This window comes from Lelliottia sp. GFLA7 (genome assembly GCF_056490165.1).
The window spans coordinates 549158-570706 of sequence record NZ_JBWLAQ010000003.1 but is presented as its reverse complement, the minus strand read 5'-3'; the positions used below and the strand labels follow the sequence as shown (position 1 = coordinate 570706).

Below are 21549 nucleotides of genomic sequence, written 5' to 3'. Positions count from 1 at the left end.
TCAGCACATCAGTCCCAGTGCGCGTTTCACCGGACCAAAACTGCGTCGATGATGTTCAGTTGGGCCATGCTCAGACAGTCTTTCCAGATGGAAAGCGGTTGGATATCCCTTGTGCTGGGCGAAACCATACTGAGGATATGAAAGGTCCAGCGCCGCCATTTCGGCATCGCGTGTCACTTTGGCAATGATAGACGCTGCGCTGATCTCAGCCACACGGCTATCACCTTTTACGACCGCCAATGAACGCATCGGCAGTGCAGGACAGCGGTTACCGTCAATCAGCACATATTCTGGTACGATTTTTAGCCCAGCGACGGCACGCTGCATCGCCAACATGGTGGCGTGTAGAATGTTCAGCTCGTCAATCTCTTCGGGCTCTGCGCGGCCTAAACTCCAGGCCAGCGCTTTTTCTTTGATTTCATCAAAGAGCGCCAGACGGCGTTTTTCAGACAGTTTCTTCGAATCATTCAGCCCTACAATCGGGCGAGCGGGATCAAGGATGACGGCCGCCGTGACGACAGCGCCGACCAACGGCCCGCGTCCGACTTCGTCCACACCCGCCACAAGATGCGTGTGTGGGTAAACAAACTCAATCATTGCGCTAACTCCATCACGGCATCCGCTGCTTGCTCATCGGCGTTACAGCGGATCTGCTGATGCAGTTCCCGGAAGGTGTCGTGCATTTGATGACGGGTTTTACCGTCTGCCAGTAAAGGCAACAGCGCATCGGCTAATGCCTGCGGCTGACACTCATCCTGCAACAGCTCTTTGACTAGCTCACGGCCTGCCAGCAGATTGGGCAATGAAACATAATCCGTTTTGACCAGACGCTTCGCCAGCCAGAAGGTAAATGGCTTCATGCGATAGCCTACAACCATTGGGCATTTTGCCAGCATGCATTCCAGCGCAGCCGTGCCGGACGCCAGCAATGCGGCATCACTCGCCACCATCGCTTCACGCCCCTTGCCATCCAGAAGATGAATGTGCAGGTCAGGCGCGACTGCCGCTTTGATACGTTCAAACTGCTCACGGCGTTTGGCATTCACCAGCGGCACAACCACTTCCAGATCGGGATACGTCTGGCGAAGAATTTGCGCGGTTCTCAGAAAATCTGCGCTAAGCATTTCGACTTCTGCGCCACGGCTACCCGGCAAAAGAGCCAGACAGTGAGCGTCATGCGGAATACCAAGACTATCTCGCGCAGCATTTTTATCCGGATCAAGCGGCATGGCATCGGCCATGGTATGCCCGATAAAACGGCAGGGAACATTGAATCTGTCATAAAACGCTTTTTCGAAAGGCAGAAAAGCCAGCACCATATCGGTGGATCTGCCTATTTTGAAAACACGTTTCTGTCGCCATGCCCAGACGGACGGGCTGACGTAGTGAATCGTTTTAATACCCTGTTTTTTTAGGTTGCCTTCAAGGGTGATATTGAAATCTGGCGCATCAATGCCCACAAAGACATCGGGCTTAAGATCGGTAAAACGACGCGTGAGATCGGCGCGAATATGCAGTAAACGGCGTAAACGCCCCAGCACTTCAACGATGCCCATCACCGCGAGCTCTTCCATTTCGTACCAGACTTCACAGCCTTCGGCCTGCATTAGCGGGCCAGCAACACCCACAAAGCGAGCATTCGGTACGCGGGCCTTGAGTGCCCGGATGAGACCTGCACCAAGAATATCGCCGGAGGTTTCTCCGGCGACCAGGGCAATCGTTAGTGGACGGTTGTCGACCATTAACGAATCAGACCTCGAGTAGAGCGCTCAAAGAACTCAGTGAACGCTTTTACTTCCGGGTGCTGCTCTGCCAACGCTGCCACTTCTGGCTTGGCCTCTTCCAGCGTTTTGCCGCTACGGTACATCAGTTTGTACGCGTTGCGGATCGCTGTAATGGCTTCGCGGCTAAAGCCACGACGTTTGAGGCCTTCAATGTTAACGCCAAAAGGTGTTGCGTGGTTACCCTGCGCAATCACATACGGTGGCACGTCTTGCGCGACACCGGAGCAACCGCCGACCATGACGTGCGCACCAATAATGCAGAACTGATGGACTGCCGTCATGCCGCCAATGATCGCGAAATCATCAACCGATACGTGCCCCGCCAACGTTGCGTTGTTAGCGAGGATACAACGGCTCCCCACTGTACAGTCGTGCGCAATGTGCGCATTAACCATAAAGAGGTTGTCGCTGCCCACCTTCGTCAATCCACCACCCTGTACTGTGCCACGATGAATGGTGACGCTTTCGCGAATGCGGTTACGATCGCCGATTTCCAGACGGGTCGGCTCACCAGCATACTTAAGATCCTGGTTGACTTCGCCGATGGAGGCGAACTGATAGATCTCATTATCGCGGCCTATGGTCGTATGACCATTCACGACGACATGAGATTTCAGTACGGTACCCTCACCAATTACGACATGGGGTCCAACAATACAGAATGGGCCAATGTGAGCGTTGGCACCAATTACGGCACCCTCTTCCACAATGGCAGTTGGATGAATAAAGGCAGTTTTATCAATCACGTATCAGGCCTCCCGGCTACGCGCACACATCATGGTAGCTTCACAAACAACTTTGCCGTCAACTGAAGCAACGCCTTTGAAGCGCGTCAGTCCACGGCGCGTTTTTTCAAAAGTCACTTCCATGATCATCTGATCACCAGGTACGACTGGGCGCTTAAAGCGCGCTTCATCAATACCCGCGAAGTAATACAACTCACCTGGCTCAAGTTTGCCCACGCTTTTAAACGCGAGAATACCCGTAGCCTGTGCCATCGCTTCCAGGATCAACACACCCGGGAAGATAGGCTTACCAGGGAAATGTCCCTGGAAGAATGGCTCATTTACTGAAACATTTTTCACTGCGCGCAGAAAACGACCTTCTTCAAAATCCAGCACACGATCTACCAGCAAAAACGGGTAGCGGTGCGGCAGAAGTTCTAAAATCTCTTCAATATGCAGAGTATGAGTGTCGGTAGTCAAAATACTCTTCCTGTCAAAATGTACTGAATAGCAATAATAACACGGCCTGCCGGATTATAAGAAAGCCGACAGGCCGGGAAATTTAGCGTTAAAGGATGAACGCTTAGTCTTGTTGATTGATTTTGCGCTCAATAGACTTGAGGCGCTTACTCATATCATCAATATTCATCACCAGAGCTGCGGTTTTACGCCACATCTTATTCGGTTGCAACGGAATGCCGGAGGAGTAAACACCAGGTTCAGTGATAGGACGCATCACCATACCCATGCCCGTCACCGTGACTTTGTCGCATATTTCCATATGCCCATTGATCACGCTGGCTCCGCCGATCATGCAGTAGCGGCCAATTTTCAGGCTGCCTGCCATGATGACGCCGCCCGCAACTGCGGTATTGTCGCCAATCACGACGTTATGCGCAATCTGACATTGGTTATCGATGATAACACCATTACCAATAAGAGTGTCGTCGAGCGCGCCGCGGTCGATCGTCGTGCATGCACCGATCTCAACACGATCGCCGATAATCACGCGACCCAGCTGAGGGATCTTGATCCAATTACCACGATCGTTGGCATAGCCAAAACCATCCGAACCGATCACGGTACTGGACTGGATCAGGCAGTGTTCACCGATCTCAATTTCATGATAAACGGTGACATTGGCCCATAAGCGAGTGCCTGCACCAATTTTAGTGTGTTTGCCAACGAAGCAACCCGCACCGATCACCACGTTATCATCCAAAACAACATCGGACTCGATAACGGCGTTCGCACCAATTGATACGTTGCTACCCAGCTTCGCCGTTGAATCGATCACTGCACTTGGTGCAATGTTCTGTGCCGGCTGCGGCGTGGTATCTAAAATCTGAGCCATGCGCGCGTAAGTCAGGTAGGGATTTTTCACTACCAGCGCTGCACCTGTGGCAAAAGGAAGGTCGTCCTGTGTTAAAACCACAGCAGACGCCTGGCATTGTGCCAGGTGTTCACGGTACTTAGGACTTACGATGAACGTAATGTTGCCTGTTTTAGCAGATTGCATGGACGCAACAGCGGTGATGACGATATCGCCATCACCGTGTAATTCTGCATCCAACTGCTGAGCTAGATCAGCCAGTCGAATAGAAGGCATTACTTATTTAACCTGTTTCAGTACATCTGCAGTGATGTCTTTAACATCTTTGCTATTGAAAGCAACGGCATTCGCGTCAACAACCAGATCGATACTCTGATCGGCTGCCACGGATTTCACCGCAGACTGGATACGAGTGACCAGTTTGCCACGTTCTTCGTTAGAGCGACGCTGACGATCCTGCTCGAAAGCCTGCGCTTTCTGGGAGAAGGTCTGGCGCTGTGCCATCACGTCTTTTTCCAGCTTGCTGCGATCGCTTGCTTTCATGGTAGAACCATCACGCTGCAGACGCTGCATTTTGGACTGAAGATCGCTTTCCATACCTTGCAGTTCGCTAGCACGGCCTTTGAATTCATTTTCCAGCGTTGCAGAAACACCGGTTTTCTGTGCAACTTGCTGGAACAGGTTGCCCATGTTGACGATTGCAATTTTGTCCGCTGCCTGAGCAGAAGTCACCATCGCCAAACCAAGACCTGCCGCTAATAACCACTTTTTCACAATAAACTCCTTACCATCCCATTAGCACCCGAAGGTACCGTTCTTTGCGTGGCAAGGCGATCGTCTATGCGATCGCCGGTTGTCAGCGCTACACTGCAAACGCATTCCATCGCAACGGATTATTACCAAGTTTTACCAATGTTAAACTGGAATTGCTCCGCTTTGTCTCCATCGTATTTCTTAAACGGTTGGGCGTAAGAGAAGACCAACGGCCCCAACGGTGACATCCATTGTAATGCGATACCTGCAGACATGCGAATGTTGCTCGGATCGCTATAGTCCGGCACACCAGCCGCTTTCATCTGCGCAGTGTTTTCCCAGTTGGTATCCCATACCGTACCCGCATCCCAGAAGAACGAAGTACGCACTGAGTTCGCATACTTGTCGCTGATAAACGGCGTAGGTGTGATGATTTCCAGGCTGGCGACACCCATGGCGTTACCGCCTACTGCGTCATCAGAACTACATACTTCGCTGGAAGATGTCTTATTACAGTTATCTTTGTCGTTACCGCCGTAATACACCGCTTTCGGACCAATGTTATTGGACTGGAAGCCGCGCACCGTGCTGGAACCACCGGCATAGAAGTTTTCGTAGAATGGCAACTCTTTACCACCTAACCCGTCACCATAACCCCAACGCGTACGACCCAGAACCACCCATTTATGATCGTCATCGATCGGGAAATAGGATGCGGTATCAAGCGTCAATTTATAGAACTCGTTATCGGAGCCTGGGACGGTTACTTTACCGTTTAAATTGACACGAGAACCTTCGGTCGGGAAGAAACCACGGTCGAGACGGTTATACGTCCAGCCGTAGTTAAAGGTGAAGTCATCTGCAGCAAAACCATTGTTATCGCTGGATTTGCTGGCTGCTTGACCGATTGAGTCCAGATAACGCCACATCGCCACCTGCGGTTGCATATTGGACAGGTCGTTATGCACGTAACCTAAGCCAGCACGCAGGGTGTTGTATTCATTAATCGGGAAGCCAAGCGTTCCGTCTAAACCATAGCTTTTGTTGGTATAGGAAGACAGGTCCGCATCGTCAGCTTTAAAGTCGTTATAGAAAATACGACCGCCGAGACTCACACCATCAACAGTAAAGTATGGGTTAGTGACCGAGAATTCGGAATACGTCTGGTAATCGTTTTTGGTGCCGTTGATACCAACGGAATAGCCAGTACCTAACCAGTTATCCTGCTGAACGCCAACCTGGAAGCTAACACCACTCTCAGTACCGTAACCGACACCGAAGTTGAAGCTACCGGTGTTACGTTCTTTGACTTTGTAGACAACGTCTACCTGATCAGGACTGCCCGCAACACGCTGGGTATCCGTATCAACCGTTTCGAAATATCCCAAACGGTTCAGACGTTCTTTACCCTGATCGACCAGGTCGCTACCCAACCACGCGCCTTCCATCTGGCGCATTTCGCGGCGCAGTACGGAATCTTTGGAGGTATCGTTACCTTCAAAGCGGATTTTACGCACGTAGAAACGGTTACCGGCATCGACGTTGACGCGGAGTTTAACAGTCTTGTCGGTATCGTTGATTTCAGGCTGAGTCTGTACGCGCGGATAAGCATATCCATAACGGCCGAGCAGCTTTTTAATGCCGTCTTCCATTTTGGTTACTTTTGCACCGCTATACAGCTCACCCGGCTGAAGTTTAGTCAGACTCTCGATTTCAGCAGAATGACCCGCCAGGTTTCCACTCACTTCAACACCTGAAAGCTTGTATTGATCGCCTTCAGTGATGTTTACCGTAATGTAGATACCTTTCTTGTCCGGAGTCAGACTGACCTGAGTGGAATCGATATTGAAACGGGCGTAACCGCGATCCAGATAGTAGCTACGCAGGGTTTCAAGGTCGCCTGCAAGCTTTTGTTTCTGATATTTACGATCGCCAACCACGTTCCACCACGGCACTTCGTCGCGGAGCTGGAATGTAGAGATCAATTCGTCCGTAGTGAACGCGTGGTTACCCACGATATTGATCTGCTGAATTTTTGCGGAAACGCCTTCCTGGAAGACGAGCTTCAGATCGACACGGTTACGCGGCAGCGGTGTGACAACGGCTTTTACGCTCGCGCTGTATTTACCGACGCTATAGTAGAAATCTTCCAGTCCTTTTTCGATATCAGACAGGGTTGTGCGGTCAAGAGATTCACCGACACGAACACCCGATGCTTCAAGGTTTTGCTTGAGCATATCGTCTTTAACCGACTTATTACCGGAGAAAGTGATACTGGCAATCGTTGGGCGTTCCTTCACCTGTACCAGCAGCGTATCACCATCGCGAAGGACGCGGACATCCTCAAAGTTGCCAGTGGCAAACAATGCGCGAATGGTATTACTGATATCTTCATCATTAACCGTGTCGCCCTGGCGAACTGGCATGCTGAGGAGGGCCGCACCAACGGCGACACGCTGAAGACCTTCGAAATGAATATCCTTCACTACGAAACCTTCAGCACCGTATACGGTCGCGCTGCTAAACAGCAGCGACGCTATGAGCAACTTTTTCATCGCCATCGTTATTATGCGTTCTTCCTAACACTCTCTCTTACAACCGAGAGAAATCATTGAAAAGTGCAAGCCCCATTAACAACACTAGCAATATCGAGCCAATGCGATAACTAAAGTCTTGAACTCGCTCGGATACTGGTCCGCCTTTTAGCTTTTCAATCGCTAAAAACAGCAGATGCCCCCCATCTAAAACAGGAAGCGGGAACAGGTTGATTATCCCGAGATTCACGCTTATGAGCGCGAGAAACATGAGATAGTAGATCACCCCGAATTCCGCTGACATCCCAGCCCCTTGGGCGATAGAAATCGGCCCACTGAGGTTGTTCAGTTTTACGTCACCAGTTATCAATTTCCCCAACATAGTGACCGTAAGCTTCATCAATTGCCATGTTTTATCCGTGGCTTCAACGATTGCGCTAAACGGCCCATACTGGCGTATTGTCTTGTACTCATCTGGCAGTGGGATCACTTTTGGCACGACGCCAGCAAACCCCTCAGCCTTGCCACCGCCCGGTTTGGTATCAGGAATCAGCGTCAAAGAGAGCGGACTCCCCTGCCTTTCAACTTCCAGCGCTAACGGTGTGCCGGGATTATCGCGCACCAGATTAACAAAGGTTATCCATTGCGTTAAAGGCTGACCATCGACTTTAACGATCCTGTCGCCCGCTTGCAAACCTGCTTTTCGTGCCGCTGAATCATTTTGCACTTCAGCTAACACTGGCTCAATCTGCGCACCACGTGGGCGAATCCCCAACGCGGCAACGGGATCTTCTTTGTCTGGCTCAAAAGCCCACTGACGCAAATCTAGAATTTTTTCCTGACGCTGACTCTCACCCACCGGCGAAACGCTAACTGATGCTTTTTCATCGCCAATCTTAGAGACCAATTGCAGCCTTACGGCATCCCAATCAGGGGTTTCGATGCCATCGATCGCTTTAAGTTCCATGCCTGGCGTAATTTGCGCTGTTGCTGCGATGGAGTTGGCGGTAATTTCACCAACAACCGGACGAACACCAGGGACACCGATGATAAACACCAGCCAATAAGCGAAGACAGCAAAGATGAAGTTGGCTACCGGGCCGGCAGCGATGATAGCGGCGCGTTGGCTCACAGTTTTGTTGTTGAACGCGTAGTGTCGCATTTCGGGCGCGACAGATTCTACGCGTTCATCCAGCATTTTGACGTAGCCGCCAAGAGGGATCAGCGCGATGACAAACTCAGTGCCATGGCGATCGGTACGACGCCACAGCGATTTGCCAAAGCCAATAGAAAAACGCTCGACCCGCACTCCGCAGCGCCGGGCAACCCAGAAGTGGCCAAATTCATGCACGGTAATAAGTACACCCAGTGCAACTATGAACGCCGCCAGATTCCAGAGTATGCTCAGCATAAAACCTTCCGTTAAATCGTCCCGAATACCAGAAACAACAGGCATGCAAACACAGGAACCGCAGCCGTCAGGCTATCAATACGGTCCAATATTCCACCATGTCCTGGAATGAGGTGACCACTGTCTTTAATCCCTGCTTCACGCTTGAACATACTTTCGGTCAAATCACCTAATACGGATGCCAACGCAGCAAAGATAGAGCAAATCAGCAGTGTTGTCGGCGCGACGTCCAGATTCGCCCAGACGCCATATCCCCAGGAGATAATCGCTGCTGTGAACAGACCACCGATGAACCCCTGCCAGGTCTTACCAGGCGAAACTTTTGGCGCCAGTTTATGTTTGCCAAACAGTTTACCAAACATATAGGCACCTGAGTCAGCACCCCAGACGAGAATCATCACATAAAGTAGCCACAACGCGCCGCTGTAGTGGTTTTCGTCATAATGCCAGGCGCGCAACACGAGCATACCCCAGAAAAATGGAATAATAGTGAGCAGGCCAAAAATCAGACGCAGCGTTTTAGAGTTGCGCCAGATAGCCGCAGACTCAGGATAGAAAAGTACCAGCAGCAACGCGGCAATCCACCAACCCAGTGAGGCCCATAGCCAACCTGCCACCAACGGCTGATGAATATCGTGATGATACTCGGGCAACATAAACAGCATCAGGGCCAATAACAGACCACAGAGCACCGCCAGCCATACTCGCTGAGTGCGCGAGGTAAAGCCGCTAAGCTGTCCCCATTCCCACGCGGCAAGCATACACACCACCAGCGTGACAATAGCAAATCCCATCGGGGGCAGTAAAAACAGCGCCGCAATGACGATGGGTATTAATACAAAAGCGGAAATCAGGCGATACTTCAGCAAAAGCTACCCCCATCAGACTTTTTCGGTGCCTGGCTCAGTACCGCCGAAGCGACGCTCACGATTGGCAAAGGCATACAGCGCACCTTCAAAGTCTTGTTCATCAAAATCGGGCCAGAGCACATCCGTAAAGTAAAGTTCGGCGTAGGCAATTTGCCAAAGCAAAAAGTTACTGATGCGGTGTTCTCCCCCTGTCCTAATTACCAAATCCACGGGTGCGAGTTCATTCATGCAGATTTGCTGACCCAGCGCCTCTTCATCAATCTGGTCGGGTCTTAACAGCCCTTCCTGAACTTGCTCGGCCAGATGCCGAACCCCCTGGATAATATCCCAGCGTCCGCCGTAGTTCGCAGCGATATTGAGCGTCAGACCTGTATTATTTTCGGTCACCGCTTCCGCTTTGCGAATACGTTCCTGCAAACGTGAGTTAAAACGACTGGTATCGCCAATAATGCGCAAGCGAACGTTGTGGCGGTGCAGGCTTTTTACTTCGCTGTCGAGCGCCCACACAAACAGCTCCATCAACGCAGTCACTTCCTGCGGAGGTCGATTCCAGTTTTCACTGCTAAAAGCATAGAGCGTTAACGCATCAATGCCGTTATTGGCGGCAAATGAAACGGCGCGACGTACAGATTTCGCCCCAGCTTTATGCCCAAAGGCTCGTATCTTCCCTTGTCTTTTCGCCCAGCGGCCATTGCCATCCATAATGATTGCTACATGGCGACAGCCATGAGCTGGCAAGTTTTCGCTTATTGGTTGATTCGCAGACAACATAACGCGTTTTTAGTCCCTGATAGGATTTAACGGTACTCAGGAATACTGAAGCCATTACATAAAAAAGCCGTGTCAAACCACGGCTTACCTGACCACTTAAAGCCAAATACCTGCGATCAGGTGGCGCAGACTATATCACTGAAGCCTAACGCTAACAAACAACACAAGCACGAGTCGGTGGATTATCACCGGCTTGCGAGATACGTCACCGCTTTACGCGCCGCCATGCGAGCTTGTGAATCGACAGCTAGCACTTCTTCAACGCTCTGCGGTTCCCGTAAATCCATCTCTTCGAGAACCGACAGATTGAGCGCCGCAATATCCGTAAAGCGGATCTGCTGTTTCAGAAATGCCTCAACCGTTATTTCGTTAGCTGCATTCAGTGCTGTCGTTGCCGCTTGTCCCTGATCAAAAGCGTTCATCGCCAGCTTCAGACAAGGGTAACGATCGTAGTCAGGTTCGCTGAAAGTGAGTGCATTCAGCGCGCAAAAATCGAGTGGTTTAGCTCCCGACATTACCCGGTTAGGCCACGCCATCGAATGCGCGATTGGCGTACGCATATCCGGTTCACCCAACTGCGCAATTACGCTGCCATCTTGATAGCGCACCATGGAGTGAATCACCGACTGCGGGTGAATCAACACTTCCATCTGTTTTGCAGACGCGTTAAATAACCAGCGGGCTTCAATGTATTCCAGACCTTTATTCATCATGGTGGCTGAGTCGACAGAGATTTTTCGCCCCATCGACCAGTTCGGATGACGGCATGCCTGATCGGGCGTCATTGAGACCAGTTCAGACAATGGCGTTTCACGGAACGGGCCACCAGACCCGGTGAGCAAAACGGACACAACGCCATTTTGCTCAAGATCAGCGTACCCTAGGTTTTCCTGAAAAGGTTGCGGTAAACTCTGAAAAATCGCGTTATGTTCGCTATCTACCGGTAAGAGTCTCGCGCCTCGCTGTTTTACTGCGTCCATAAAAAGGCGTCCGCATGTCACGAGTGCCTCTTTATTTGCCAGTAAAACGGTTTTCCCGGCGTCAATTGCCGCGAGCGTGGGCAAAAGCCCTGCTGCGCCCACAATGGCCGCCATCACCTGATCGACGTCATCCAGCGCAGCCATATCACACGCGGCTTGTCGCCCACTCATGACTTCTGTACAACTTCCCCGATCCGCCAGCAACGCTTTAACCTGGCGAGCACTTTCCTCGTCATCCATCACCGCATAACGGGGAGAGAACTCAAGACATTGTTCAACCATGCGCTGCACGTTTTTCCCGGCCACAAGGGCGGTCACCGTGTAGTCTTCAGGATTGTGGCGAACAACGTCGAGAGTGCTGCAACCAATAGAGCCGGTCGAGCCGAGGAGAGTTAAATGCTTCATGAGATGCCCGGGAGATAGTTAAACCATATAAAAGCAAAACGCCGCCAGCAAAGTCACAAGGACTTTCTGAACGGCGTTTATCAGATTACGTCAGAAATCAGAACTGCATCAGTTCCGCTTCTTTATCTGCCAGCGCCGCATCAAGTTTTTTGATGGCTGCGTCTGTCAGTTTCTGCACGTCGTCCTGAGAACGGCGATCGTCATCTTCGCTGATTTCTTTATCTTTCAGCAGTGCTTTCACTTTGTCGTTCGCATCACGACGGACGTTACGTACCGCAACACGCGCGCCTTCTGCTTCACCACGAACTACTTTGATCAGCTCTTTACGACGTTCTTCTGTCAGCGCTGGAAGCGGAACGCGAATGTCGGTACCTGCTGAACTTGGGTTCAGACCCAAATCAGAAGCCATAATCGCTTTTTCAACAGCCGGGCCCAAAGAACGGTCAAAGACGTTGATTTTCAGCGTACGGGTATCTTCTACCGTGACGCTCGCCAGCTGACGCAGAGGTGTTGGCGTACCGTAATATTCTACGATAATGCCATCCAGCAGGCTTGGAGAAGCACGGCCAGTGCGCACTTTGCTAATTTGGTTTTTGAAGGCTTCTACGCATTTTTCCATGCGCACTTCAGCATCTTTTCTGATATCGCTAATCACGTTACGAATCCTTGAAAACTTGTTTCAGGCAGACTATCCGCCAACACAGCCACTTTAGGTGTGCTAAGTATAGTCGCGTTTAAATCATGACAACGCCTGAGGCGCGTCGAGGTAAGAAATCACTACAAAGTAAAGCGGAATCTTACCTGTATTTATCGTCAACGGAAATTATTCCGTGATCAAAGTGCCTTCTTTTTCGCCCATCACTACGCGACGCAGTGCTCCGGGCTTATTCATGTTGAAAACACGAATCGGTAATTTGTGGTCGCGAGCCAGCGTAAAGGCAGCAAGATCCATGACTTTCAGCTCTTGATCCAGTACTTCGTTGTAGCTCAGCTGTTCGTACATCGTTGCGGAAGGATCTTTTGCTGGATCGGCGGTAAACACGCCATCCACTTTGGTCGCTTTCAACACCACGTCGGCTTCGATTTCAATACCACGCAGACACGCTGCAGAATCGGTCGTAAAGAAAGGATTACCGGTACCCGCGGAAAGAATCACCACGCGGTTATTACGCAGCAGACTGATAGCTTCTGCCCAGCTGTAGTTATCGCACACGCCATTCAGCGGAATAGCGGACATCAGGCGAGCGTTCACATAGGCGCGATGAAGTGCATCACGCATTGCTAGACCATTCATCACGGTAGCCAGCATACCCATGTGGTCACCCACAACACGGTTCATACCCGCTTTCGCCAGACCAGCGCCACGGAAAAGGTTACCACCGCCAATTACCACGCCAACCTGGATACCCAGTTCAACCAGTTCTTTGATTTCCTGTGCCATGCGGTCAAGAATGCTTGCGTCGATACCGAAGCCTTCTGTTCCCTGCAGCGCTTCGCCACTAAGCTTAAGCAGAATGCGTTTGTACACGGGTTTTGCATTGGTAGCCATGTTTCTTTCCTGAGACTGTCAACGATTGAGATGGGGTTAATTCTGGCGACATAGTACGTCGCTTATCAGTGCAGAAACTACGGGTTTCTGTCTGATTTTTACATGACGGGCAAAAAGAAGCCGCCCTCAGGCGGCTCCTTCGCAATCCTTAAGACTGCTTGGACATTGCAGCAACTTCTGCTGCGAAGTCAGTTTCAACTTTCTCGATGCCTTCGCCCACTTCGAAGCGGATGAAACCAGTCACGTCAGCATTGTGCTCTTTCAGCAGCTGAGCAACAGACTTGGTTGGATCCATAACGAATGGCTGACCCGTCAGAGAAACTTCGCCGGTGAATTTCTTCATGCGGCCTTCAACCATTTTCTCTGCGATTTCTTTCGGCTTGCCAGACTGCATAGCGATGTCGAGCTGAACCTGGTACTCTTTTTCTACAACTTCAGCAGACACGTCTTCTGGCTTAACGAATTCTGGTTTGCTTGCAGCGATGTGCATAGCCAGCTGTTTAACCAGTTCTTCGTCAGCGCCTTTAGCAGCAACCAGAACACCGATACGTGCACCGTGCTGGTAAGAACCCAGTACGTCGCCTTCGATGGAAGCAACACGACGGATGTTGATGTTCTCACCGATTTTAGCAACCAGCGCAACACGTTCTTCTTCGAACTGTGCTTTCAGAACGTCAACGTCAGTGATTTTGCCAGCGATAGCAGCGTCAAGAACTTTGTTAGCAAATGCCTGGAAACCACCGTCTTTTGCTACGAAGTCAGTCTGGCAGTTAACTTCCAGAATGATGCCGTAGGTGCCGTCGATTTTGGTCAGGATTACGCCGTCAGCAGCAACGTTGCCTGCTTTTTTCGCCGCTTTGATCGCGCCGGATTTACGCATGTTTTCGATTGCCAGCTCGATGTCGCCGTTAGCTTCAACCAGTGCTTTTTTGCAATCCATCATGCCTGCGCCAGTACGTTCGCGCAGCTCTTTTACCAGGGATGCGGTAATTTCAGCCATTCTTAAATCCTCGGGAGAGATGACCTGCTCGGCTCATTGAACCAAACAGGTTTAAAAGTGAAAAAGGGGCCATTAAGAGGCCCCTATCCATACACGGTACTAATAAGGGGTAGAACCTTATTATTCAGCTTCTACGAAGCTTTCTTCCGCTTGAGAAGCCAGATCCTGAGAACGGCCTTCACGTACGGTAGCCGCTACAGCACCCAGGTACAGAGTAACAGCACGGATTGCATCGTCGTTACCCGGGATAACGAAGTCAACACCGTCCGGATCGGAGTTGGTATCAACGATAGCAAATACCGGGATACCCAGGTTGTTAGCTTCTTTGATTGCGATGTGCTCGTGGTCTGCATCGATAACGAACAGAGCGTCTGGCAGACCACCCATGTCTTTGATACCGCCCAGGCTGTTTTCCAGCTTGGCCAGTTCACGAGTGCGCATCAGGGCTTCTTTTTTGGTCAGCTTATCGAAAGTACCGTCCTGAGACTGGATTTCCAGATCTTTCAGGCGCTTGATGGACTGACGAACAGTTTTCCAGTTAGTCAGCATACCGCCCAACCAGCGATGGTTCACGAAGAACTGGTCGCAGTTGTTAGCAGCATCTTTCACAGCTTCGCTTGCAGCGCGTTTAGTACCAACAAACAGAATCTTACCTTTACGGGAAGAGATCTTGCTCAGCTCAGCCAGGGCTTCGTTGAACATTGGTACAGTTTTCTCAAGGTTGATGATGTGAACTTTGTTACGCGCGCCGAAGATGAAAGGCTTCATTTTCGGGTTCCAGTAACGGGTCTGGTGACCAAAGTGAACACCAGCCTTGAGCATGTCGCGCATGGAAACAGTTGCCATGGTAAAAACCTCTATATTAAATGTTGGGGTTATGCCTCCACGTATCCCATATTACCGACCCCTAGGGGCACCCCGGAATATGTGCCGATACGTGTGTGTAATTACACAAAGTGAGATTTGTCGCTTCTGGTCCATCTTGTGTATACGAAATGGATCGGAAGTCCGGCGCGCTTTATACCACAAAACACCAGCAGAAACCAATTATTGTTGGCCTGATGTGCTGTTACTGATTCTCAATTTGGCAGCGAGTGCGAGGGACTGATACCATTGACAACACTTAGACTAGTATCGTCGAAATAATCGACACTGATGGACAGATTACATGGCTATCTCTATTAAGACCCCTGAAGAAATTGAAAAGATGCGCGTCGCCGGTCGTCTGGCCGCCGAAGTGCTGGAAATGATCGAGTCGTTCATTAAACCGGGCGTGAGCACCGGCGAGCTGGATCGCATCTGTAATGACTATATCGTCAATGAGCAACACGCAATCTCCGCCTGTCTGGGCTATCACGGCTTCCCGAAATCCGTCTGTATCTCTATTAATGAAGTCGTCTGCCACGGCATCCCCGATGATGAGAAACTGCTGAAAGACGGTGATATCGTCAACATCGACGTGACCGTCATTAAAGACGAATATCACGGCGACACCTCAAAAATGTTTATCGTTGGTAAACCAACCATTCTGGGCGAGCGCCTGTGTCGCGTGACGCAAGAAAGCCTCTATCTGGCGTTGAAGATGGTGAAACCAGGCATTCGTCTGCGTACCCTGGGTGCCGCTATTCAGAAATTTGTCGAAGCGGAAGGTTTTTCCGTGGTTCGCGAATACTGCGGTCACGGCATTGGTCGCGTCTTCCACGAAGAACCGCAAGTCTTGCATTACGATGCAGATGACGGCGGCGTGGTTCTGCAAAAAGGCATGGCCTTCACTATCGAACCGATGGTGAACTCCGGCGACTACCGCATCCGCACCATGAAAGATGGCTGGACGGTAAAAACCAAAGACAGAAGCTTGTCTGCGCAGTACGAGCATACTATTGTGGTCACAGACAACGGCTGCGAAATTATGACGTTGCGAAAGGATGACACCATCCCGGCGATACTCTCGCACAACGAATAATAAGAAGCCGGCGAATGCCGGCTTTTTTAATGGCGATAGCTTTTACTTATGGGTGACGTAGATGAATAACCTTTTACCCGAACAGTATGCCAACACGGCACTCCCCACTCTGCCCGATCAGCCGGACAATCCGGGAGTGTGGCCGCAGCGTGAGCTGACGTGTGCGGATATCAAAGCGCACATTGAGGTCTTTCAGCGTTGGCTGGGTAAAGCCTTTGACGAAGGCATTTCTGCGGAAGCGTTGATCGAAGCGCGCACCGAGTTTATCGACCAAATGCTGCAACGGTTGTGGATTGATTATGGCTTTGGGCAAATCAGCGACGTCGCGCTGGTCGCCGTCGGGGGATATGGACGCGGCGAGTTACACCCGTTGTCCGATATCGACCTGCTCGTCCTGAGCCGTAAAAAGCTGTCGGACGAACAGGCGCAGAAAGTGGGCGAACTGCTGACGCTGCTGTGGGACGTCAAGCTGGAAGTGGGCCACAGCGTTCGCACGCTGGAAGAGTGCCTGCTCGAGGGGCTATCCGATCTTACCGTCGCCACCAATCTGATTGAAACACGTTTGCTGATTGGCGACGTCGCGCTGTTTCTTGAACTGCAGAAGCACATTTTCAGCGAAGGCTTTTGGCCTTCCGAAAAATTCTTTGCCGCCAAGGTCGAAGAACAAAATGTGCGCCACCAGCGCTATCACGGCACCAGCTATAACCTTGAGCCGGATATCAAAAGCAGTCCGGGTGGTTTGCGTGACATCCACACGCTTCAGTGGGTTGCCCGTCGCCATTTTGGCGCGACATCCCTTGATGAGATGGTCGGCTTTGGCTTTTTAACCGAAGCCGAACGCAACGAACTCAACGAATGTCTGCATTTGCTGTGGCGAATCCGTTTTGCGCTGCATCTTGAAGTCACCCGCTATGACAACCGTCTACTGTTCGACAGGCAGTTGAGCGTCGCCCAACGCCTGAACTACAGCGGCGAAGGCAACGAACCGGTTGAACATATGATGAAGGATTTCTTCCGCGTCACCCGTCGCGTGAGTGAACTCAATCAGATGCTTTTGCAACTTTTCGATGAAGCGATCCTGGCGCTGACGCCGGATGAAAAGCCGCGCCCGATTGATGACGAATTCCAGCTGCGTGGCACCTTGATCGACCTGCGCGACGAAACGCTCTTTATGCGCGAGCCGGAAGCGATCCTACGTATGTTTTACACCATGGTTCGCAACAGCACGATCACCGGGATCTACTCCACGACGCTGCGCCATTTGCGCCACGCACGTCGCCATCTGAAGCAGCCACTGTGCTACATACCGGAAGCCCGCTCGCTCTTTCTGAGCATGCTGCGCCATCCGGGCGCGGTCAAACGTGGCCTGTTGCCGATGCACCGACACAGCGTGTTATGGGCCTATATGCCTCAGTGGTCGCACATTGTCGGCCAAATGCAGTTTGACCTTTTTCACGCCTACACGGTCGATGAACATACCATCCGCGTGATGCTAAAACTGGAAAGTTTCGCGAACGAAGAGACGCGTTCCATGCATCCATTATGCGTGGATCTGTGGCCGCGCCTCAGCCATCCGGAGCTGATCCTGATCGCTGCGCTGTTCCACGATATCGCCAAAGGGCGTGGCGGCGATCACTCCGTGCTCGGCGCGCAGGATGTGCTGAAATTTGCCGAGCTGCACGGGCTCAATTCGCGGGAAACCCAGCTGGTCGCCTGGCTGGTGCGTCATCATTTGTTGATGTCCGTGACCGCGCAGCGGCGGGATATTCAGGATCCAGAAGTCATCAAGCAGTTTGCCGAAATCGTCCAGACGGAAAACCGGCTACGTTTTCTGGTGTGTCTCACAGTGGCGGATATCTGCGCCACCAACGAAACGCTGTGGAATAGCTGGAAGCAAAGCCTGTTGCGCGAACTCTATTTTGCCACTGAAAAGCAGTTGCGCCGTGGGATGCAAAACACGCCCGATATGCGCGAGCGCGTGCGCCACCACCAGCTTCAGGCGTTGGCGCTGCTGCGCATGGACAACATTGATGAAGAGGCCCTGCATCAGATCTGGTCGCGCTGTCGGGCGAACTATTTTGTGCGTCACAGCCCACATCAACTTGCCTGGCATGCGCGCCATCTTCTCGACCACGATCTGTCGGAACCGATGATCCTGTTGAGTCCGCAGGCCACACGCGGCGGGACCGAAATTTTCATCTGGAGTCCTGACAGAGCCTATCTGTTTGCCGCCGTGTGTGCCGAACTGGACAGGCGAAATCTCAGCGTCCACGACGCGCAGATTTTCACCACTCGCGACGGTCTGGCGATGGACACCTTTATTGTGCTGGAGCCAGACGGAAGCCCACTTTCTGCCGATCGTCACGAAGCCATCCGCTTCGGTCTGGAACAGGCTATCACTCAGCACAGCTGGCAGCCGCCGCAACCGCGTCGCCAACCCTCAAAACTGCGCCATTTTACCGTCGATACCGAGGTCAATTTCCTGCCGACCCATACCGATCGTAAATCGTTCCTCGAACTGATCGCCCTCGACCAGCCGGGACTGCTCGCACGCGTTGGCCAGGTGTTTGCGGACCTGGGAATTTCCCTGCATGGCGCCAGAATTACAACCATTGGCGAGCGAGTAGAAGATTTATTTATAATCGCTACTGCCGACAGGCGTGCGCTTAATAATGAGCTGCAACTTGAGGTGCAACAACGGTTGACAGCGGCCCTCAATCCAAACGATAAAGGGTGACGTGTTTTTTAGTGAAATGGAAAGTGTAAACAATGCAGCAGTTACAGAACGTTATTGAGTCCGCCTTTGAGCGTCGCGCCGATATTACTCCGGCAAATGTGGATACCGTAACCCGCGAAGCGGTTAATCAGGTGATTTCTCTGCTTGATTCCGGCGCGCTGCGTGTAGCAGAAAAAATTGACGGCCAGTGGGTCACGCATCAGTGGCTGAAAAAAGCCGTGCTGCTCTCTTTCCGTATTAACGATAACCAGGTTATCGACGGTGCGGAAAGCCGCTACTTCGATAAAGTGCCGATGAAATTCGCGGATTATGACGAAGCGCGTTTCGTGAAAGAAGGTTTCCGCGTCGTGCCGCCTGCGGCCGTTCGTCAGGGTGCATTTATCGCACGCAATACCGTGCTGATGCCTTCTTATGTGAACATCGGTGCTTACGTTGACGAAGGCTCAATGGTGGATACCTGGGCGACCGTCGGTTCTTGCGCGCAGATTGGTAAAAACGTTCACCTGTCCGGCGGTGTCGGCATCGGTGGCGTTCTGGAGCCATTGCAGGCAAACCCAACCATCATTGAAGACAACTGCTTCATCGGCGCACGTTCCGAAGTGGTTGAGGGCGTGATCGTTGAAGAAGGCTCCGTGATTTCCATGGGCGTTTACATCGGTCAGAGCACCCGTATTTACGATCGTGAAACGGGCGAAGTGCATTATGGCCGCGTCCCCGCAGGCTCCGTTGTCGTTTCCGGTAACTTGCCGTCGAAAGATGGCAAATACAGCCTGTATTGCGCGGTTATCGTGAAAAAAGTCGATGCCAAAACCCGCAGTAAAGTCGGTATCAACGAGTTGCTGCGCACCATCGATTAATCAGGTACAACAAAAAGCGGGGCTACCCCGCTTTTTTTACATCTGAAGGTGGCGAAAATAGATTTTTTCGTTAATTATTCATGGGTTATGTTGAGATCAAGGGTACCGCTATGTACGATAATCTGAAAAGTCTGGGCATTACCAATCCTGATGAAATTGATCGTTATAGCCTCCGCCAGGAAGCAAACAACGATATTTTGAAAATCTATTTTCACAAGGACAAAGGAGAGTTTTTCGCGAAAAGCGTGAAGTTCAAATACCCACGTCAACGTAAAACCGTCGTCGCTGATGGTGTCGGCCAGGGGTATAAAGAAGTTCAGGAAATCAGCCCTAACCTGCGCTACGTGATCGATGAACTCGATCAGATCTGCCAGCGCGACCGCACCGAAGTCGATCTTAAACGTAAGATCCTCGATGACCTTCGTCACCTTGAAAGCGTTGTGACTCACAAGATCAGCGAAATCGAAGCCGATCTTGAGAAATTGACCCGCAATAAGTAAAAACAAAAACGGCAACCTTGAGTTGCCGTTTTTAGTTTTTCTCACTCTCCCAGTGGGAGAGTGCATCAGGCCGCACGCCACATCATCTCTGCTCATCCAGTTGCAACGCGACGTACAACAATAACCTGTCGTCGAAATTACCCAAATCCAGCCCTGTTAATTCCGAAATACGGTTGAGACGGTATTCCAGGGTATTCCGGTGAATAAACAACGCTTTCGACGTCGCCAGCGGCTGAACGTTATGACGAAACCACGCCTGCAACGTCCGCCGCAGTAATCCATTATTATCCATTGCCTTCAGGCGCACTAATGGCCGCGCCAGCTCGTTGGCCTGCCAGCCACCGCGCAAGCTGTCGAGCAGCACCGGCAGCATCAAATCCTGATAAAAATATCCCCTGCTTTCCGGCATGCGCTGCTTGCCGACCATCATGGTAGTGCGCGCCGTTCGCCATGAACGGGCGATGCTGCCTGGGCCGGTAAAATAGTTGCCCAGCGCAACGCGAAAACGCAGCTGCCCGTTCTCTTTCATTCGCGCAATCAACTGCTCAACCCGACGGCGGTGATCTTCAGCATCCCAGCGGCCAAACTGATTCAGCGCGGGCTTCAGCACCACCATTTCAGTCAACGAAACAATCGCGACCAGGTTGTTACGCTCCGGGGTCGCCAGCGCGTTTTGCAGCTGTTGTAATTCCGCCATCGCGCTGTCCACGCCAAGCTGGCCGCTATCGACTTCGATAACCGCCACGACACGCGGCTGATTGAGGTCAATCCCCAGACGCTGCGCCCACTCTGTCAGCGCAGGGGTATGCTCTTCGGCCTGTATCAGGTTCATCACCAGCTCTTCGCGCAGGCGGCTGTCCTGCGCAAGAAGATGCATCAGACGCGATTGTTCCAGCATCATCTCGGCGGTCATGCACACCAGCTCACCGTATTTGCGCAGAGATTCTGGTTCGCCCGTCAGGCCAATGACGCCAACGATTTCCCCTTCCAGACGCAGCGGCAGGTTGATGCCCTGACGCACACCATGCAGATGCCGCGCGACGGCGTCATCAATATCCACGACGCGTCCCTGGGAAAGCACCAGCAGCGCGCCTTCGTGCAATTCACCAATACGCTCACGATCGCCGCTGCCAATGATTCGCCCACGGGCATCCATTACGTTGATATTGGTATCGATGATGCGCATGGTGCGCGCCACGATTTCCTGCGCCATTTTGGTATCAAGATGCCAGCCAGCCATGTAATCCTCCCGTGAGCAGAGCTCAAGCATAGGGAAGTTCAAAGACTGCTGCATTGTGCGAATGCACAAAGTCGGGGGAATAAGTATGGACTTGTGGGAAGGGTCACAGAAAAGGAGAAGCTCCAGCCTGATGTCAGG

General features: G+C 51.7%; 20 protein-coding genes. 4 read left to right on the top strand and 16 right to left on the bottom strand.

The features are described from left to right. The 15 genes from rnhB to rpsB all read right to left on the bottom strand — a co-directional run bounded on the left by rnhB (position 1) and on the right by rpsB (position 14960). Positions 1–597, bottom strand: coding sequence for a ribonuclease HII (gene rnhB, locus AC07RN_RS12945; protein WP_478336536.1), 597 nt, complete (start codon positions 595–597; stop codon positions 1–3). Beyond that, a complete protein-coding gene (lpxB, locus tag AC07RN_RS12940) occupies positions 594–1742 on the bottom strand; it encodes a lipid-A-disaccharide synthase (protein WP_478336535.1) in 1149 nt (382 codons plus the stop codon). The genes rnhB and lpxB overlap by 4 nt, the downstream gene beginning before the upstream one ends. Next, positions 1742–2530, bottom strand: coding sequence for an acyl-ACP--UDP-N-acetylglucosamine O-acyltransferase (gene lpxA / locus AC07RN_RS12935; protein ID WP_235134787.1), 789 nt, complete (start codon positions 2528–2530; stop codon positions 1742–1744). Before lpxA ends, lpxB begins: the two co-directional genes overlap by 1 nt. Before the next feature lie 3 nt (positions 2531–2533). Next, a complete protein-coding gene (gene fabZ, locus AC07RN_RS12930) occupies positions 2534–2989 on the bottom strand; it encodes a 3-hydroxyacyl-ACP dehydratase FabZ (RefSeq protein WP_012016126.1) in 456 nt (151 codons plus the stop codon). A 103-nt stretch (positions 2990–3092) separates the two neighbouring features. Further along, complete coding sequence (gene lpxD / locus AC07RN_RS12925) at positions 3093–4118, bottom strand: UDP-3-O-(3-hydroxymyristoyl)glucosamine N-acyltransferase (RefSeq protein ID WP_478336534.1); 1026 nt, start codon at positions 4116–4118, stop codon at positions 3093–3095. 3 nt (positions 4119–4121) lie between these two features. After that, positions 4122–4616 (bottom strand): molecular chaperone Skp, encoded by a 495-nt coding sequence (gene skp, locus AC07RN_RS12920; RefSeq protein ID WP_012016124.1) that lies wholly within the window; start codon positions 4614–4616, stop codon positions 4122–4124. Positions 4617–4738: 122 nt separating this feature from the next. Beyond that, the gene (gene bamA / locus AC07RN_RS12915) at positions 4739–7156 is read right to left on the bottom strand and encodes an outer membrane protein assembly factor BamA (protein ID WP_012016123.1); all 2418 of its coding nucleotides are present in this window, start codon (positions 7154–7156) and stop codon (positions 4739–4741) included. Positions 7157–7187: 31 nt separating this feature from the next. Next, complete coding sequence (gene rseP / locus AC07RN_RS12910; protein ID WP_478336533.1) at positions 7188–8540, bottom strand: sigma E protease regulator RseP; 1353 nt, start codon at positions 8538–8540, stop codon at positions 7188–7190. Positions 8541–8551: 11 nt separating this feature from the next. Further along, complete coding sequence (gene cdsA / locus AC07RN_RS12905) at positions 8552–9409, bottom strand: phosphatidate cytidylyltransferase (RefSeq protein WP_012016121.1); 858 nt, start codon at positions 9407–9409, stop codon at positions 8552–8554. 12 nt (positions 9410–9421) lie between these two features. Further along, positions 9422–10180, bottom strand: a complete 759-nt coding sequence (ispU, locus tag AC07RN_RS12900; RefSeq protein WP_279061344.1) for a (2E,6E)-farnesyl-diphosphate-specific ditrans,polycis-undecaprenyl-diphosphate synthase — start codon at positions 10178–10180, stop codon at positions 9422–9424. A gap of 185 nt (positions 10181–10365) precedes the next feature. Next, positions 10366–11565: a 1-deoxy-D-xylulose-5-phosphate reductoisomerase gene (ispC, locus tag AC07RN_RS12895; RefSeq protein WP_478336532.1), complete on the bottom strand. Its 1200-nt coding sequence runs from the start codon at positions 11563–11565 to the stop codon at positions 10366–10368. A gap of 97 nt (positions 11566–11662) precedes the next feature. Further along, on the bottom strand, positions 11663–12220 hold the full coding sequence (frr, locus tag AC07RN_RS12890; RefSeq protein ID WP_012016118.1) for a ribosome recycling factor: 558 nt from the start codon (positions 12218–12220) through the stop codon (positions 11663–11665). Between the two features lie 168 nt (positions 12221–12388). Then, entirely contained in the window at positions 12389–13114 is a 726-nt protein-coding gene (gene pyrH, locus AC07RN_RS12885) for a UMP kinase (RefSeq protein ID WP_012016117.1), read from the bottom strand. 148 nt (positions 13115–13262) lie between these two features. Further along, on the bottom strand, positions 13263–14114 hold the full coding sequence (gene tsf, locus AC07RN_RS12880) for a translation elongation factor Ts (RefSeq protein WP_012016116.1): 852 nt from the start codon (positions 14112–14114) through the stop codon (positions 13263–13265). A gap of 120 nt (positions 14115–14234) precedes the next feature. Further along, complete coding sequence (gene rpsB, locus AC07RN_RS12875) at positions 14235–14960, bottom strand: 30S ribosomal protein S2 (protein WP_012016115.1); 726 nt, start codon at positions 14958–14960, stop codon at positions 14235–14237. Between the two features lie 322 nt (positions 14961–15282). On the opposite strand from rpsB, the gene map reads away from it, so the two are divergent. The 4 genes from map (at position 15283) to AC07RN_RS12855 (ending at position 20171) form a co-directional block, all read left to right on the top strand. Further along, positions 15283–16077: a type I methionyl aminopeptidase gene (map, locus tag AC07RN_RS12870; RefSeq protein WP_478336531.1), complete on the top strand. Its 795-nt coding sequence runs from the start codon at positions 15283–15285 to the stop codon at positions 16075–16077. A 61-nt stretch (positions 16078–16138) separates the two neighbouring features. Further along, a complete protein-coding gene (gene glnD, locus AC07RN_RS12865) occupies positions 16139–18814 on the top strand; it encodes a bifunctional uridylyltransferase/uridylyl-removing protein GlnD (RefSeq protein WP_478336530.1) in 2676 nt (891 codons plus the stop codon). Positions 18815–18846: 32 nt separating this feature from the next. Beyond that, complete coding sequence (gene dapD, locus AC07RN_RS12860; protein WP_012016112.1) at positions 18847–19671, top strand: 2,3,4,5-tetrahydropyridine-2,6-dicarboxylate N-succinyltransferase; 825 nt, start codon at positions 18847–18849, stop codon at positions 19669–19671. A gap of 110 nt (positions 19672–19781) precedes the next feature. Next, on the top strand, positions 19782–20171 hold the full coding sequence (locus AC07RN_RS12855; RefSeq protein ID WP_012016111.1) for a DUF3461 family protein: 390 nt from the start codon (positions 19782–19784) through the stop codon (positions 20169–20171). 82 nt (positions 20172–20253) lie between these two features. Here AC07RN_RS12855 and cdaR read toward each other — a convergent pair whose 3' ends face one another. Next, entirely contained in the window at positions 20254–21411 is a 1158-nt protein-coding gene (gene cdaR, locus AC07RN_RS12850; RefSeq protein WP_012016110.1) for a DNA-binding transcriptional regulator CdaR, read from the bottom strand. Positions 21412–21549 lie beyond the last annotated feature (138 nt).

Coding starts and splice junctions, on each gene's coding strand:
- rnhB (WP_478336536.1), bottom strand. CDS start 597: ATGATTGAGTTTGTTTACCCACACACGCATCTTGTGGCGGGTGTGGAC.
- lpxB (WP_478336535.1), bottom strand. CDS start 1,742: ATGGTCGACAACCGTCCACTAACGATTGCCCTGGTCGCCGGAGAAACC.
- lpxD (WP_478336534.1), bottom strand. CDS start 4,118: ATGCCTTCTATTCGACTGGCTGATCTAGCTCAGCAGTTGGATGCAGAA.
- bamA (WP_012016123.1), bottom strand. CDS start 7,156: ATGGCGATGAAAAAGTTGCTCATAGCGTCGCTGCTGTTTAGCAGCGCG.
- rseP (WP_478336533.1), bottom strand. CDS start 8,540: ATGCTGAGCATACTCTGGAATCTGGCGGCGTTCATAGTTGCACTGGGT.
- ispU (WP_279061344.1), bottom strand. CDS start 10,180: ATGTTGTCTGCGAATCAACCAATAAGCGAAAACTTGCCAGCTCATGGC.
- ispC (WP_478336532.1), bottom strand. CDS start 11,565: ATGAAGCATTTAACTCTCCTCGGCTCGACCGGCTCTATTGGTTGCAGC.
- pyrH (WP_012016117.1), bottom strand. CDS start 13,114: ATGGCTACCAATGCAAAACCCGTGTACAAACGCATTCTGCTTAAGCTT.
- tsf (WP_012016116.1), bottom strand. CDS start 14,114: ATGGCTGAAATTACCGCATCCCTGGTAAAAGAGCTGCGCGAACGTACT.
- rpsB (WP_012016115.1), bottom strand. CDS start 14,960: ATGGCAACTGTTTCCATGCGCGACATGCTCAAGGCTGGTGTTCACTTT.
- map (WP_478336531.1), top strand. CDS start 15,283: ATGGCTATCTCTATTAAGACCCCTGAAGAAATTGAAAAGATGCGCGTC.
- glnD (WP_478336530.1), top strand. CDS start 16,139: ATGAATAACCTTTTACCCGAACAGTATGCCAACACGGCACTCCCCACT.
- dapD (WP_012016112.1), top strand. CDS start 18,847: ATGCAGCAGTTACAGAACGTTATTGAGTCCGCCTTTGAGCGTCGCGCC.
- AC07RN_RS12855 (WP_012016111.1), top strand. CDS start 19,782: ATGTACGATAATCTGAAAAGTCTGGGCATTACCAATCCTGATGAAATT.
- cdaR (WP_012016110.1), bottom strand. CDS start 21,411: ATGGCTGGCTGGCATCTTGATACCAAAATGGCGCAGGAAATCGTGGCG.